This window comes from Segeticoccus rhizosphaerae, from assembly GCF_005222685.1.
GTDB classification, from domain to species: Bacteria; Actinomycetota; Actinomycetes; order Actinomycetales; family Dermatophilaceae; genus Segeticoccus; species Segeticoccus rhizosphaerae.
This window is the reverse complement of the sequence record NZ_SWMA01000055.1, coordinates 1-15,206: the sequence shown is the minus strand read 5'-3', so window position 1 is coordinate 15,206 and position 15,206 is coordinate 1. Positions and strand designations below refer to the sequence as shown.

Genomic DNA, 15,206 nt, shown 5'->3' with positions numbered 1-15,206 from the left:
GAGATCACCCATCCAATCTGCCTGGGTGGCCCAGTTTTCGATCGTCGCTATGGCCTCGCTTTCAAGCGTCGTCGACACCACCTCAGCTATTCCGGTATCTCCCGTTAAGTCAGAGCCTGCGGGCAATGGAAGGATGCCTGTGACCGCCCCTTCACCGTCGCTCTATCGTGTCCTGGCCGGATCCGCGCGCGACTTGCATCAGTCTGGATTGCAGAACTCTATATCGCTTCTCCGACCGAGCGAATCCCAGTCGAACGAAGTTTCCGACCATGGCCAGACAGTAGGCAATGGCGGCGACGATTTCCGGCCACTCGACCGGACCATTGAAGCAGACGACGAAGAGCGTGTATGCAGTGACAAATGCCCCGCTGAGGGAATACGGATGAGCCAACGCAAACAAACAGATTTTCAGTTTAGACGGTTTGCGTGCGGTGCCGGCCAATAGAACTGGCCGGGACAGTTGTCGGTATGCAGGTATTACCACATCGTTCGACCTGTCGGGGGCCCCATAATCACGCCCACTGAGTCGGGCAAGCTCGACCTCAAGGTCATTTAGATAGAATCCACGGACTTGGCTGGTAGCGTCTTGGACGACAAGGGCAGTGAATAGTCCGACGATCACGAGAGGCATGGTGAGCCGCACGGCAGCCGACACCGTACCCGGGGCTGTACCCAGCAGCACGGCCACCGTAGTAGCAGCGTACGTGATCCCGACGGTCGCTATTGCGAAAGATACGGCCGGGGTCGTCTGGTCGGCTGATCTTTCCAGTGCGTAGACTGACCACAATCTCTCGGCTCGGTCATGCTCGTCTCCTTCAACGGGGAACGCCATACATGGGAGTCTGCCAACTCTTGGCCGTCTCGACACGGCCCTCCGCCAAGTTCGTCCGCCAGCCAGGGCGAGACTTCTCACGCTCTCGGCCAACTAACGATAACGCGACACACCCAGATGCGGGAGCGGATTGCGCGTCACACCGCCGCGTTGGTGGGCGCCATCTCCTCGCTCATCTCCGCCCATTTCGAGTCATGGGTGTCCCGACCTCCCCGATGGACGGCCTCGGCAGCGCGTCGGGGCGAAGGTCGGAGTCCGTCGGGGCATGGGAAGGATCCACTGCCGTGCACAAGGCGGTTTACGTGCCGTCGTCGTCTCCGCTGCCGGCTGCGTCGGAGGGATTGATGTGCAGGTGCCACAGCGGCAAGCGGTCGGACTTCAGGTCGGTGGGAACCAGACGTGGGAGGGTGCCTGGTTCGAGGTCGATGCTGAGCCCGGTGGTGCCTTCCTCGAGTGAGGTGATGCCGGAGTAAAACATCCGTGTGTACAGCTCGCTGAGCCATCCGATAATGGAGAAGCCCTGCTCCTCGAGCACTTCGTCGGGAGCCATGGTGAACACCATCTCCCACATGCCGTCGCCGGCCTCCCGCAGGGCCTCCTCACAGGGCCACCGCGCGTGCTGGACCAGGAACCAGACCAACGCCTTCTCGCGCTCGTCGAGCATCTCCTTGCCGCCGGCGAACAACCGCACGTTGGCCACGACCAGGGACATCTGTCGGCCCTCCTTGTCGTCGCCGGCCCCGAGGTTCGATTCCTCTGCGCTTGCTTCGTGCAGCGCTTCCTCCATGGTCATTCGGAACTCGAGCGGTGGGACCAGGCCGAGTGCGCGGTCGTCGAGCAGCGAACACATGTGGTTGCGCTTGAAGGCCGTCTCGAGTCCGATCTCGATGTGGTCACCGACGCGTGCAAAGTCATCTATCGGGACAAGAGTCCACATGCCCATCGCGGCCCAATGGATGGCCACGTAGAGAGGGCAGTCATTCAACTTGGCGTAGCGTCGCAGTCGGGCGACTTCAGAGAGCCGGAGCTTCGCGATCCGCGGATAGTCGTCGTTTGCGGCCTTGACCTCAACGAGGATGCTCGCGCCCGACAACAAGGTGAGGCGCCAGTCAGGCACCTTCACCTCGTCCTCGTAGAACAGGGTTCCCGAGTCTTCCTGCTTCACGAGTTTGCACCCGTCGAGGTCGGCAGCGATTAGACCGAAGAGCTGGTCGCTCAGCCAGCCCCTAACGCGCGAGGGGGTATCCAAGGAATCGCGCAGCCCGGCTTCGAACTGCGCGACGGTCGTCGCGACTCGGGCGGGGTCAGACACGAGCCGCTGCTCACCGGGCACTGGGACATCGACAGCGGCGTGGAAGTTGAGCGTTTCGATCTGACCGGGGCGCCTGGCAAGCTTCTTCACCCTGTCGAGGTTAACTAGCCGCCGCTCGCGCATACCCCGACGCGCTCAGGAACGTGCGACGCTCCTATGCTTCGTCAAGCAGTTGCGGCCGTATTTTCGAGTAGGCGGTAGAGGTCGCGGGCGACGTAGCGAGCAAGGCAGCGTTTGATCTCTCGGCCGGTCTTGCCTTCGGCGGTACGACGGGCGACGTAGTCGCGGGTGGCTGACTGGTACTGGATCCGGCTCTGGACCACGGTGTGCAGTGCGTTGTTGAGCTGGCGGTCGCCGTAGGGGTTGAGCCGATAACGGGTGGTGACTTGGCCGCTGTTGGCCGGGATCGGTGCCACGCCGGCGAGCATCGCGAAGGCGGCCTCGGAGTGGATACGGCCGGGGTGGGACCAGGCGCACAACACCGTCGCGGCCACGATCGGTCCGACGCCGAACTCCTCGAGCAGGTCAGGTCGCCAGCCGCGGATGATGGCCACCATCGCCTTCTGCAGCTCTCGTGCCTCTTTCAGCATCGCGTGGGCACGACGGGCCAAGGTCCGCAGCGCCACCACGGTGCTGGTCGTCTCGGTGTCCCAGGAGGCGTGCACTCGCAGGTTCGCGGCCGTGTTGAGCATCGCGGCGAGCTTCTGGCCGCGGAACCTGAGTCGAAGGGGTTCGGGTGCTGCGATGACCAGGCTGAATACCTGCTGCTGGGCCTCGGTGGAGGCATTGATCGCGGAGCGGCGAGCAGCCAACAGCACCGAGAGTGCTTGACGTTCGCCTCCGGTCCGGGGTGTCCCCAACCGTGGTCGAGCCATCGCTTCACGCGCAGCGCGGATCGCATCGAGCGGATCGGACTTCGCGCCGTTGCGACGCGCGGACCGCTTCGGGCGATCCAACTCGATGACGATCTCCGATGATTCCAGCAGGTGACGGCTCAGACCGGCGCCGTGGCCACCGGTTCCCTCGATCGCCCAAGCCCGCAACATCGCGTGGTTGTTGGCGAACTCCACCAGCTCGGAATAGCCCTCGGCTGTCGCCTCGACGGTGATCTCGGCCAGGACACCACCCGTGGCAGCATCGACCACGGCTGCGGAGTGGGTATGGACGTGGGTGTCGACGCCGATGACGACATCGACCACCTCGCGCAGATCGGTCAGACTGTTCATGCGTTCTCTCCTTCGCCGGACGGGACGTGGTTCCGGTCCGGGACGGAGGCTCGGCAGGACTGTGATGAGACACGCCCGGCGCCGCTTACGCCAGGTGGTCAAGCTCCTGATCAGGCCAGCTCCTCCAACCGGGCCGGGGCCGGTGACCGGGAGCGGACAGGTCGCAACAAAGGCACGAAGGCCAGTCTTTTCGGGGGTCACACTCGCGGTCACCAACCACAGCCCAGCACCTTCAGGCTGCGTTGACGATCCTCACAGTCTTATCGCCGCGTAGCGCGCTGATGCCTCGGTCCGGCGGCTTCTCGGCTCCGCGTTCGTGCCTGGCTGGGCTACGAGCCGGACAGCGCGAGGAGTGGAGTGTCTTGCGTTGACATCCCCGACGATCAGGGGGTGCGTTAGATGCGGCCGAGGAGGTTCTCGGCGACGTGGTTGAGGTGGGCCCGCATGGTGCGTTCGGCTTCTTGGGGGTCGCGGTCGACGAGGGCGGCGACGATGGCTTCGTGTTCCTGGTGGTAGCAGGCGCGTCGTTCGGGGGTTGATGTACGCCGTTTGAGGGTGCCCCATACAGGGAGGGTGCGTGCGGTGTTCATGACATCGAACATGCTGAGCAGGAGGCCGTTGTGTGCCGCGTGGGCGATGGCTCGGTGCAGTTTGGCGTCCCAGTGCTCGAAGTCCTCGAAGGTGTTGCTGGTCCCGCCCGCTTGGAGGTGTTTCACGATCTGGTCGAGGTCGGCCTGGGTGGCCAGCCGTGCGGCCAGCATCGCGACGGGGGGTTCGATGACGACGCGTACTTGCATGATTTCCACGGGGCTGGTGTCTGGTGGCGCGGCGTCGGCGCCGGTGCGGGCGGACTCGGTCAGGAAGGTTCCGCGGCCGACGTGTCGGGTGACCAGCCCTTCGCTCTCGAGCACGTCGAGTGCTCGCCGCACGGCACTTCGAGGGGCTTCCAACTGCTCGACCAGGGTGCGTTCGGTCGGCAGCCTCGAGCCGGGGCCGAGCTCGCCATTGGCGGTCTTGTCGCTCAGGAGCGCGCGCAGGGACTGTTCCACGGTGGTCTTCACGGTGAGGATCCTACCCGAAGATGACCAATAGTGACCAATTGCTGCTTGCTCGTTGCGGCTTCATCTCACCAGCTGTTCGGCGGTAGACAGCGTGAAGTAGGAGACGTATGGTGAACCAACTTTGCTCTTTTGGTCCTCAATTGGTTCAGATTGGTTCTTTGATGAAGCTTGTGACTTTCACTGCCGGTGCCGACGAGAGGGTCGGGGCCGTTGACGTCGACAGATCTGTGGTCTTCGATCTGTCCGACGAGATCACCGTTGCCGGAACCTCGGGCCTGCTGGGGGTCATTGAGAATTGGGACGATCTGCGCGCCGAGCTCGAGGCCAGCGTGGCTTCGGGGGCGGGGCAGGACCTGGACTCGGTGACGCTACTGGCGCCGCTGCCGCATCCGGTCCGCAACATCTTCTGCGTCGGCAAGAACTACTCCGAGCACGCCCGGGAGTTCGGGCGCAGCGGCTACGACAGCCCCACCAAGTCAGAGGAGCTGCCCGCGACGCCGATTATCTTCTCCAAAGCGACCACGGCGGTCACCGGTCCGTACACCGACGTCGACCCGCACCACGGAGTCACCGCCGAGCTGGACTACGAGGGCGAACTCGCGGTCATCATCGGTCGCGGCGGTCGAGGGATCAGCCGGGAGGACGCCTTCACCCATGTGTGGGGCTACACCGTGATCAACGATGTCACCGCCCGGGACCTGCAGCGCGAGCACAAGCAGTGGCTGCTGGGCAAGTCGCTGGACACGCACTGCCCGATGGGTCCCTACGCGGTCAGCGCTGACGAGGTCGGGGACGTGGAAACGCTCGAGGTGGAGACCCGCGTCAATGGCGAGGTCCGACAGGCCGCCCCGGTCAAGGACCTCATCTTCGACATCCCGGAGCTGATCGCCACCATCTCCGCCGGCATCACTCTGCAGGCTGGCGACGTGATCGCCACCGGTACGCCGGCCGGGGTGGGCATCGGGTTCGACCCGCCGAAGTTCTTGGTCAGCGGAGACGTTGTCGAGGTGTCGATCACCCGCCTGGGCTCGTTACGAAACCGAATCGCCTGACCCCCACCACGCACGTCGCAGCGACATGGCCTGGTAGCGGGCCGAAGGAGGAAGACATGCAGATCAACGGACACGAACTCGCTGTAGAAGTCGAGGGCACCGGACCGCCCGTGCTGATGGTCCACGGCCTTGGCGGCACCTCGAATTTCTACCAGGTGCAGGCCGACGCGCTGGTCGACCGCTTCCAGGTCATCCGCGTGGACAGCGCCGGCGCCGGCCGCTCGGCCTTGGCCGGTGACATCAGCATCGACGCCCACGCCGACGACCTCGCAGCGCTGCTGGACGCCCTGGGCATCGCCAGTGCCGCGGTCGTCGCACACTCGATGGGCACCCTGGTCGCCCGCTCGTTCGCGGCGCGCCACCCAGACAAGGTCACCAAGCTGGTGCTGCTGGGTGCGGTCGCCGAACCGGCCGAGGCCGGCCGGCAGGCGCAGCGCGACCGCGCCGCCGTGTTGCGGGAGAAGGGCAGCGCGGCCGTGGCACCCGGTGTCGTGGCCAACGCCCTGTCGCAGAACACCCGACGCGACAAGCCTGAGGTCGCCGCGTTCGTGCGCGAACTGGTGATGGGCCAGGATCCCGAGGGCTACGCCCGCAACTGCGAGGCCCTGGCCGCTGCCACCGACCCGGGCCCCATCAGCCCAGACCTGCCGCTCCTGCTGGTCACCGGCAGCGAGGACAAGGTCGGCCCGCAGGCCGTGAGCGAAGCCCTGGCCCAGGCCCACGGGTCAGCCAAGGTCACCATCGTCGAGGGCATCGGCCACTGGACCGCTCTGGAGGACGCCCGCGAAGTCACCGACCAGCTCCTCGCCTTCCTCTGACCGTCCACCCGGAGCGACCACGCACCTACAGCAATAGCAACCCGCCATCCCCAATTGAGGCCATGACGGCCTCGTCACCAAGGAGCCACCGTAATGCCAGTACCGTCCGAGAAGATCCTGTTCCGCAACGTCTCCATCCTGGACTCGACCGGCGCCGAGCCCTATCCGGGCGACGTGCTGATCGAGAACGACCGCATCGTCGCCGTCGGCACCGTTGACGCCTCCCAAGCCGCCGGCGCCCGCACCATCGAGGGCAACGGCCGCACCCTGATGTCGGGACTGTGCGACGCCCACACCCACTTCTCCTGGAACAACTCGGCGGACCTGGACGGCCTGGGCACCATGCCGGTCGAGGAGCACCTGCTGTTCTGCCTGGAGTCTGCACGCACCTACATCGACTCCGGCTACACCATGTGCCTGGGCGCCGCCTCCGCCAAGGACCGTCTGGACGTCGTATGCCGCGATGCGATCAATGCCGGACGGTTCCCCGGCCCGCGCTACCTCGCCAACGGCCCCGAGATCGCGGTCACCGGCGGCGCGCTGATCGCCTCCATCACCAAGTTCGCCGACGGACCCGAAGGCATGCGCAAGGCCGTTCGAGAGCTCGTCGGGATCGGCGTCGACCAGATCAAGCTGTCCATGACCGGCGAGGAGATCACCGGCACCCAACGCGCCGAGGACACCTACTTCTCCGACGAAGAGGTCGCCGCAGCGGTCACCGAGGCGCACCGCCGCGGAAAGAGGGTCTGCGCCCACGCCCGCAGCGCCGAGAGCGTCAAGATGTGCGTGCGGCACGGCGTCGACGTCATCTACCATGCCAGCTTCACCGACGCCGAGGGCATGGACATGCTCGAGGCCAACAAGGACTGGGTCTGGGTGGCCCCGGGACTGAACTGGCTCATCGCCACCCTCTATGAAGCCGAAGCATTCGGGTTCCCCCAGGAAGCCGCCGAGGCCGTCGGCTACAAGAAGGAACTCGACATGGCGATCGCCGGTCTGCGCGAGATGCACCGGCGCGGCGTCCGGATCCTGCCCGGCGGTGACTACGGCTTCGCCTGGACCCCGCACGGCACCTACGCCCGCGACCTGCAGCACTTCGTCGAGCTGCTCGGGTTCACCCCCATGGAAGCCATCTTGTCCGCGACGGCACTGGGTGGGGAGATCATGCTGCGGGGCGACGAACTCGGCAAGGTTCAGACCGGATACCTGGCCGACCTCATCCTCGTCGACGGCAACCCACTGGAGGACATCACCATCCTGCAAGACCACGACAAGCTGCACTACATCATGAAGGACGGCCGCTTCCACAAGGAACACGGCGACACCCCCGCCCCGGCTCCCGACCAGGACGAGCTGATCACCAGCGGCGCACAGCAGGTCGTGGAACACCGCCCCTGACACCCTCCACATCCGGCAGTTGGACCGACCCGTGACCCTGCTCGTGTGCAGCACCTGCCCCCGCTACGACCGACGCCACAGCGGTCACTTCGGCCAAGCCCTCAAACAGGCCATCGCGCAAGACCCCCGCCATATCCCGGTACGTTCAGTCGCCTGCCTCGGCGGGTGCCCCGACGACGGGGTCGTCGCCCTCGACGGGCCAGGCATGGCCCGGGTCCGATTCACCCGCCTCGAGCCAGGCGACGCACCAGCCGTGATCACCGCCGCGCTAGCACACGCCAAGAGCGCCACCGGCAACCCGGACGCATGGACAGTGCCGGCACAGATCGCCGACCGGCTCAGTTCCGTCACCACCAAACGCGTCCCCCTGCCGGGCACCGAAGCCCCACCGCCAACAAATACGCACACCCCAATCCCGTAGCCAGGGCATGCCCCGCCGACCAGGCCCCAAGCACCGCTTTGCAGCCTCCGCACCGTCCTCACCCCGACAGCCGCGGAGTCCAAACCCTCCCGGGGTTAGGACAGAACACCACGTATGTCGCACCGTCCGGAACGAAGGGATGCTCAGCACACCCGGGTCGACCCACCTCAGCACAGGCCTATGCACCCAGGACAGGCCCAACGGCCGCCCAGTTCCGCCAGATCTCCCACCCCAAGAGAGGTACACCCGCATGTGTCACATCATCGAACAAGCCCACCGAGCCTCACTGACCCGCCGCGGCCTCCTCGCAGGTGCCGCGGCCGTAGGCGCCGCCGGCGCCGCTACCGTGCTCACCCCAGCACCCGCCCTCGCCGCGTCCCGAACCAAGAAACCAGCCCGAGGGCGGACCCGGCTCGTCCTGCTCGGAACCGCCGGAGGCCCGATGACCTGGATCACCCCGCACACCGGCCACCCCACCGCCCGAGAAGGCATCGCCTCAGCCGTCGTGGTCGCCGGCCGCGTCTACCTCGTCGACTGCGGCATGGGCGTCGCCCGGCAGCTGCGGCTGGCTCAGCTCGGAAACGAAGGCGACTTCGCTGGCTTTGAGACCCTGCAGGCGATCTTCCTCACCCACCTGCACTCCGACCACACCATGGACTACTTCAACATTCCGCTGACCGGCTGGTACCAAGGACGCCCGGGCAAGCCAGCGATCGAGGTCTACGGGCCAGGCAGCCGGGGCGTGCCTGCGCCCATCTTCGGCGATGGCGACGTCCCCGTCGTGAACCCCGACAACCCGACGCCCGGGATCGAGGACATGACCAAATACTTCATCCAGGCGTTCGCCACCGACATCAACGACCGGATGCGCGATTCCCGCAAGCCCGACATCCACACGCTGCTCAACCCCCACGACGTCATGCCGCCAGCGGGCGTCGTACGCGACCCCAACGTCAACACCCACCCCCGGATGAAACCGTTCAAGGTCATGGAAGACGACTACGTGCGCGTCACCGCCACACTGGTCGACCACGGCGCCGTCTACCCCGCCTACGCATTCCGGTTCGACACCGACGACGGCTCCATCGTCTTCGGCGGCGACACCGCACCATCGCCCAACCTGATCCGGCTGGCCAAGGACGCCGACATCCTCGTGCACGAGGTGATCGACGCAGACTGGGTGCGCTCCCTCTACGGCCAACCGCCGTACACACCCGAGGAGGAGGCCTTCATCCAGCATCTGCTCTACTCCCACACCAGCATCGAACAAGTCGGCCCCGTCGCCGAGAAGGCCGGCGTCAACACCCTCGTGCTATCCCACCTAGCACCAGCCAACAACCCCATCGCACGATGGCGGCGCGCCAAGGCAGGCTTCTCCGGCCGCTTGGTCATCGGCGAAGACCTGCTCCAGCTACCCGTCAAACGCTGACCTGGAAATCCACAAGGGTGAGCACTTCCAGCCCTGCGCTGCTCCGCCAGCGGCAGGACCAGGACCCAAAGTGCCGGTGCTGGCGCTTCGGTAGGGTGCAGGACTTAGCGTCCACCTCGAGGTATCAAGCGCCGGGAGGCAAGTTCATGGCTCTGTTTGCTGTTCCCATCTATGCCAGCGACTCCGCTCATGAACCCGGCGAGAGTGCAGAGACGTCCGAAAACATCGCCGAGTGCGACGAGCACGCCGACGAGCTGTTGTCGTCAGCTGCCATGACAGCAGCCTGGGCGTTCACTCCGCGGTCCATGGCCAGGAGCGTCAGGGCGAGCGGGGTGACCGAGGGCCCGTTCATCGACGGAGCTGACGCCGTCGCAGGCGTTTACCTCCTCGAGGCTCCGGATCTCGACTCGGCGATTGCCTCGGCGGCGAGCAACCCCGTGGTGCGCCAAGGGGGCGGCGTCGAGATCCGACCGGTACACAGCGGCGGCCTTGTCGGGTCGGACAAGGGATGAGCCGACGCGCGCGCCCGCAACTGCCGCGCGCGTCGTGCGCCTCGGAACTGCGTCATTTCGCCGCCAAGGCGCCTGCCGAGACTGGCTCAATAGGGCGCAATCGGGGCTGTGCCGATGTTTAGTGCCCGTGCACGAACGTGGTCAGGTCAGCGGCCACGCGGTCCGGGTGAGCGAGATGGGGGCTGTGGCCGACTCCCTCGTAGACGATGATCTCGGCTCCGGGGATCCGGTCGAGCAGGGTCTGCTGATCATCGCGGACGAAGCTGTCGGCACCGCCGGCCAACAGCAGTGTCGGCGCGCCGATGCACTCCAGCGCCTCCGGTCGTTCGTGGAGCAGCCCCACCAATGATTCCCTCCACACCCGGGCAGGTGTCGCGAGGCCGTCACTGACGAGCTGCGCGAGACACTCCTCGGACATCCCACTTGGTGACGTGCTGCGCACGAACTTCTCGACGAAGCGAGCGTCCACCGGGTCCAACAGCCCCATGATCTCCTTACGCGCGGCGGTGATGCCCGGCTTGTCGGCCAGGCTGACGGGGCTGCTGATGAGGACCAGAGCCGCCACCCGCCGCGGATGACCTGTGGCCACCATGCGGCAGATCACCCCGCCACTGGAGGCGCCGACGAGGACGGCACGGTCGATTCCGACAGTGTCCATGAAACCGACGAGGTCCGCGGCGAAGTCACTGGCCCGATAGCTGTCCAGGACTCCCTCGACGGACGGGTGGCCCCGCTGCGTCGGCGCGAGAGCGTGGATCGACGGCGGCAACGCGCGCAGGAGAGGCTCGAAAGATCGCCAGGTCTCCACGTACGCGTGCACCAAGATCACCGGGAGGGAGCTGCCCGGCCCGCCTGTCTCGGCATAAGGCATCGTGACCCCGTTGCGCAGGGTCGCCCTCTGCTCTTCGATGGCGCCATCCACGACGACCACCCCGGACTGACGACACCGGCGGTCGCCCATGCAGCAAGTATCGCCCGGCACTCACCCGTATGCAGCCAGTCCCGCCATCTGTACATGCGTCTATCCGCCGCGTTGAGGGCGCACACCGGCTGGCCGGGCCGCCGGCTCTGCTGATCTGGCTGGACACGGTTGACCAATGCCGGGGTTCGGCTGAGGTCGAGGACACCGGTCAGGGGTCGGGCAGATCGCTCACCGCGCCGGTGCGAACCACGTCCTCTGCGATGAAGCGAAGCGTGCGATTCGCGTGGCTGATGGACTCACGAGGACATCGGAAGCGACGGTCCGCGTTCACGTCTCGGGGCGTGACTGCTCAGCCCTTCGGGAATCCGGAGTCGAGGCAGAGGATGTTGCCCTCGCTGTCCTTGAACCAGGCCGCGTGGCCCATCCCGGCCATGTCGGCGATGCCGTTATCCCACTCCACGCCGGGCATGTCATAGGTCTCGAGCGCGACGCCCTTGGCTTGCAGGGCGCGCGCCTCGGCCACGACGTCGTCGACGTGGAACTGGGCGATGGTGTGGCCGGCCCGGCCTGCGTACTCGGTCTGGTAGACGCTGAAGGCCGTCCCGCCGTCGGTGCGGTAGATGAGCATTCCGACGTCAGCGACCTCGGTGGCCGGCGTCAGGCCGAGGGTGTCGGCGTAGAACGATCGAGCACGCGCGAGATCGGCGGCGGGGATGTTGGCGGTGACGGATGCACTGGTCAGCATGGGGTCCTCCTGATGAACTGACAAGGTGATGTTGCGTGAGGGTCGAGGGGCCCGCGGGGCGGGCGCCGCGCGACATACCGGAGCGGTCGACTAGCTGGTGAGGCCGTGCACGGTCGGCGCGAGCACGTCTGCCGCCGGTGTCGGCCTTGGTCCTTGGTTGTGGCGCCACCTCCTGGGAGGGTTCTTGGGCGACATCGGCGATGGCCCACATTCTGCTGTTCTCCTCGTCTGGCGATGTGGGGTGGGTACCCGACCAGACGAGGTGTTTTGGCGCTGCGCTGGCGAAGTCCGGCGGATGGATCAGGTGGCCAGTGCTGCCCTTCGTAGTGAAGTGACACCTGGACCTGTCCCGCACTGGGCCTGGCGCCGCGGGACGACTGCATGGCTGGCACTGGTCAGCTCGTGGTCGCCAACGTGGGCGCGATGAGCTGCTGTTCGGACGTGGGTGGGTTGAATCCCTTCGCGATCAGCCAGATCGGCATGCACACGACCTCAAACAATCCACCTGGGGCGAGTAGGGCGAGGCCAGCCCCCTTGTTCGTGTCGAGCACGCCGACGAGGCCTAGCGGCACTCCCAGTGAAACAAGTGCGTATCCGAGCAGACCGAGAACGGCGATGGGACGCGGAACGAGGCGGGAGACGTAAAGCAGGTAGGTCAGGAGCAGGCCCCCGAGGCCAGTCGGAACGTAGGTCCACAGCAGGTGGTTCGGGACCACCTGCAGCTGGGCCAGGAGGTAGACGCCGAAGGCGGTGGAGACGATGAACTCGACGATCCTGAGGATGGGGTACCAGATGGCCAGCCTTTGGTTGACGACCTTCAGGACCGGGTACATCAGCAGGCCGATACCGACCACGGCAAGACCGGAACCCATCATGAACAGCAGGCCGATCGTCATCGGCGCCCTTGCGGTGTCACCGTCCACGAAGGCTTGGATCAACGAGGTCCCGATCATGGCGGTGACCATCTGGACGAGGAAGAGGATGCCTACGACGACTGCAATCATCCTGCGTGGCATGACGTCCTGCTTGGGCTGTGGATTCCTGATGTCCGGCGTGAGCCCGGATCTGTGTCGGTTGCCGTACACGGTCACTGGTGCGCTCCTTGACGGGCGCCCAAAACGACTGGGCGGTGAACTGGTGTGAACTGGTGTGTTAGGCGACCGGGAGACCGTCGGGGAATGGGGTGGACGGGGCGTTGGTGGAGGTCAGCGGTGTGGGCTCGAAGCCCTTGACGATCAGCCAGAGCCCGAGGGAGAGCTCGAACGCAGCGACGGGCAGCGCGGCGAGGGCGGCGACCGGGGACACGTTGGGGTAGGCGCCGAAGAAGACAGCGATGTCGGAGGCCAGCAGCAGCGGGGCGCCGACGAAGGCGACGATCGGCAGGATGCGGGGCACCAGCCCGGACCGGTACAGCACGTAGCCCAGAAGCAGGTCGCAGGCGACGGGCATCAGGCTCTGCGAGAGCAGGAACGTCCAGGTGTAGACGGCGACCAGGCCGTGACCGGTCGTGACCAGTGCCGCGGAGTTGGCGCCGGCGGTTCCGGCGACGTCGGTGCGCAGCGTGATGATCGTCAGCAGGCTGATGACGCCGACGAAGATGAGGCAGGTCTCCAGGAGGCGGGCGGTGACGAACCCCAGGGCGGCGGTCTGGCTGACTCGCTTGGCGATCGGATAGAGCACCACGGCGGTGCCGATGCCGGCGATGCCGACGATGACCTCGGAGGCGGCGCCCCAGAGCACGCCGGTGTCGCTGCCGGCGCCCAGGATGAAGGTGCCGACGTGATCCTTGACGGGCTTGGAGAGCCCGAGGGTGGGGATGGACACGAAGGTGAGGACATACAGGATGCCGGCGGTCAGGGAGATCCTTCTGTTCGGCTCCATCCGTCGGCGCGGGATGACACGCCCCGCGGTCGGTGTCGTGTGGGGGGTGTGGGTGGCAGCAGTCATGTCGTGCTCCCTGTGTGTGCGTGTATCAGTCGGGCTGGGTCGTGCAGGGCGTCGTTCGCGCGCCGGGCACGGTGGTCATGGGACGACCGGAGCGGGGGTCAGCGGGGTCGTGTCGGGCGCGGCGGCGGTGGGGGGTTCGGTGCCGCCGATGTCGAGGCGGAACGGCGGGTACTGGTCGGTCATCAGCGCCGCGTAGGCGGTGACGCGCAGTACCCAGCGGTTCATGCCCATGACCAGGTCGTAGAGGCCGCGGGGGTACCGGCCGGCGAACAGCAGGGCGAGGGCGGCGATGCAGACCAGCAGGCCGATCAGGCCGCTGCCGTACGCCCATGCGTTGTGGTCGCGTGCCTGGTTGTAGCCGGCGAAGGCGCCGCCGGTGAACACGCCGATGATCAGGTAGTGCGGCAGCGCGAGCAGCCACCACTTGACCAAGACGAGACCCCGGGAGAGCGACGCTGGGTACTCGACGTCGAGCCGGGCCGGGTAGTCCGGGTCGTCGGCCAGCCTGAACGGCGGGTAGCGGTCGGTGCCGAGCGCGCTGTAGGAGTAGTAGCCCACCCGCCAGCTCCAGCGCAGCACGCCGACGTTGAAGTCGAAGATCGCCGGCGGGTAGCGGCCGGTAACCAAGATCGTGAAGAACGCGGCGAGCGACAGCACGAGGAAGGCGGTCCACAAGAAGAACAGCACGATGGCGTGTGGGATCACCAGCAACCACTTGACCAGCCACAGCCAGCGGCTCAGGTGTGGCGACAACTCTCCCTCGAGGCTGAGCGGGTATGGGGACTGTCGCGCCATGAGAACGCCCTTCCACGGGTACGGGTGCCGGCGGTGGGGTCGGTCTGGTCGACCCCATAGACGCTACGCTGCCACATGAGACATGTCAAATTAAACATGTTCTGTATCACGGGTAGGATGGGAAGCATGGCTGAATGGGGATTCATGACCAACCACCTGCACGCGCTCTACTGCGTCGCGCGGCACCCCGGGATCCGGATCGTCGAGATCGCCGAGAGCGTGGGGGTCCGCGAGCGGGCGGCACACCGGCTCGTGTCGGACTTGGTGGAGGGCGGTTACCTGACCCGCCGCCGGGTAGGCAGTCGCAACTTCTACGAACTGCATCCAACCCTGCCGCTCCGCCGCGAAGGCCTCGACGAGGTCGCGGTCGGTGAGATCCTCGAAGTGCTGCTCAGACAGGCGCCAGAAGCCGTCCGCGACTCCGACGCGCCCGCGTCGGCACACCCCGGCGGAGACCAACCCATCGACCGCTGACCAGGCGAGGACTGCACGCCGCGGCCCGGCGACACAACTGTCGCGGCGCCACGGCCACCGGTAAGGCGTCTCGCGGGGCGAATCGCCTACGGGAGCGGCACCGGTCGTCGGTGCGCCGCCGTGGGGCGTCCGCGTGCCGATCACCTAGACCGAGTCTGGCCAGACACCGGCCCTACGGGAATCGTCTAGTGGTCCGTCTCGCTATTGGCTAACCACTTCGTCGAGCCGGGTCCGTGCGCGGCGTACCTTGGCCAGGATTGAC

The 15,206-nt window shown here is 66.3% G+C and carries 16 protein-coding genes; 7 read left to right on the top strand and 9 right to left on the bottom strand.

The genetic code is table 11. The annotated features are described in order from the left end of the window. Positions 1-151 precede the first annotated feature (151 nt). The 4 genes from FCN22_RS20445 to FCN22_RS20430 all read right to left on the bottom strand — a co-directional run bounded on the left by FCN22_RS20445 (position 152) and on the right by FCN22_RS20430 (position 4,431). The gene (locus FCN22_RS20445; protein WP_137123408.1) at positions 152-688 is read right to left on the bottom strand and encodes a hypothetical protein; all 537 of its coding nucleotides are present in this window, start codon (positions 686-688) and stop codon (positions 152-154) included. A gap of 442 nt (positions 689-1,130) precedes the next feature. Continuing rightward, positions 1,131-2,234, bottom strand: a complete 1,104-nt coding sequence (locus tag FCN22_RS20440) for a hypothetical protein (protein ID WP_137123407.1) — start codon at positions 2,232-2,234, stop codon at positions 1,131-1,133. Between the two features lie 74 nt (positions 2,235-2,308). Further along, entirely contained in the window at positions 2,309-3,370 is a 1,062-nt protein-coding gene (locus FCN22_RS20435; RefSeq protein WP_202911718.1) for an IS110 family RNA-guided transposase, read from the bottom strand. A 395-nt stretch (positions 3,371-3,765) separates the two neighbouring features. Further along, the gene (locus FCN22_RS20430; protein ID WP_137123406.1) at positions 3,766-4,431 is read right to left on the bottom strand and encodes a FadR/GntR family transcriptional regulator; all 666 of its coding nucleotides are present in this window, start codon (positions 4,429-4,431) and stop codon (positions 3,766-3,768) included. 107 nt (positions 4,432-4,538) lie between these two features. Here FCN22_RS20430 and FCN22_RS20425 point away from each other — a divergent pair, with 107 nt between their 5' ends. The 6 genes from FCN22_RS20425 (at position 4,539) to FCN22_RS20400 (ending at position 10,061) form a co-directional block, all read left to right on the top strand. Continuing rightward, entirely contained in the window at positions 4,539-5,483 is a 945-nt protein-coding gene (locus FCN22_RS20425) for a fumarylacetoacetate hydrolase family protein (protein WP_238384877.1), read from the top strand. A gap of 56 nt (positions 5,484-5,539) precedes the next feature. Next, the gene (locus tag FCN22_RS20420) at positions 5,540-6,301 is read left to right on the top strand and encodes an alpha/beta fold hydrolase (protein ID WP_137123404.1); all 762 of its coding nucleotides are present in this window, start codon (positions 5,540-5,542) and stop codon (positions 6,299-6,301) included. A gap of 93 nt (positions 6,302-6,394) precedes the next feature. Then, complete coding sequence (locus FCN22_RS20415) at positions 6,395-7,699, top strand: metal-dependent hydrolase family protein (RefSeq protein ID WP_137123403.1); 1,305 nt, start codon at positions 6,395-6,397, stop codon at positions 7,697-7,699. 31 nt (positions 7,700-7,730) lie between these two features. Further along, on the top strand, positions 7,731-8,120 hold the full coding sequence (locus FCN22_RS22900; RefSeq protein ID WP_162308277.1) for a DUF1636 family protein: 390 nt from the start codon (positions 7,731-7,733) through the stop codon (positions 8,118-8,120). Positions 8,121-8,562: 442 nt separating this feature from the next. Continuing rightward, complete coding sequence (locus FCN22_RS20405; protein ID WP_238384876.1) at positions 8,563-9,549, top strand: MBL fold metallo-hydrolase; 987 nt, start codon at positions 8,563-8,565, stop codon at positions 9,547-9,549. A gap of 146 nt (positions 9,550-9,695) precedes the next feature. After that, positions 9,696-10,061, top strand: coding sequence for a YciI family protein (locus tag FCN22_RS20400; protein ID WP_137123401.1), 366 nt, complete (start codon positions 9,696-9,698; stop codon positions 10,059-10,061). A 118-nt stretch (positions 10,062-10,179) separates the two neighbouring features. Here FCN22_RS20400 and FCN22_RS20395 read toward each other — a convergent pair whose 3' ends face one another. The 5 genes from FCN22_RS20395 to FCN22_RS20375 form a co-directional block, all read right to left on the bottom strand. Beyond that, positions 10,180-11,022 (bottom strand): alpha/beta fold hydrolase, encoded by an 843-nt coding sequence (locus tag FCN22_RS20395; RefSeq protein WP_137123400.1) that lies wholly within the window; start codon positions 11,020-11,022, stop codon positions 10,180-10,182. Between the two features lie 310 nt (positions 11,023-11,332). Then, on the bottom strand, positions 11,333-11,728 hold the full coding sequence (locus tag FCN22_RS20390; RefSeq protein ID WP_137123399.1) for a VOC family protein: 396 nt from the start codon (positions 11,726-11,728) through the stop codon (positions 11,333-11,335). 395 nt (positions 11,729-12,123) lie between these two features. Then, on the bottom strand, positions 12,124-12,819 hold the full coding sequence (locus tag FCN22_RS20385; RefSeq protein ID WP_137123398.1) for a DUF4386 domain-containing protein: 696 nt from the start codon (positions 12,817-12,819) through the stop codon (positions 12,124-12,126). 61 nt (positions 12,820-12,880) lie between these two features. Next, positions 12,881-13,675, bottom strand: coding sequence for a DUF4386 domain-containing protein (locus FCN22_RS20380; protein ID WP_202911717.1), 795 nt, complete (start codon positions 13,673-13,675; stop codon positions 12,881-12,883). Positions 13,676-13,750: 75 nt separating this feature from the next. Next, the gene (locus FCN22_RS20375) at positions 13,751-14,470 is read right to left on the bottom strand and encodes a DUF4389 domain-containing protein (RefSeq protein ID WP_137123397.1); all 720 of its coding nucleotides are present in this window, start codon (positions 14,468-14,470) and stop codon (positions 13,751-13,753) included. A 126-nt stretch (positions 14,471-14,596) separates the two neighbouring features. Here FCN22_RS20375 and FCN22_RS20370 point away from each other — a divergent pair, with 126 nt between their 5' ends. Continuing rightward, positions 14,597-14,944 carry a helix-turn-helix transcriptional regulator gene (locus FCN22_RS20370; RefSeq protein ID WP_137123396.1) on the top strand — a complete coding sequence of 116 codons (348 nt, stop codon included), beginning with the start codon at positions 14,597-14,599 and terminating at the stop codon, positions 14,942-14,944. The last annotated feature ends 262 nt before the right edge of the window (positions 14,945-15,206 follow it).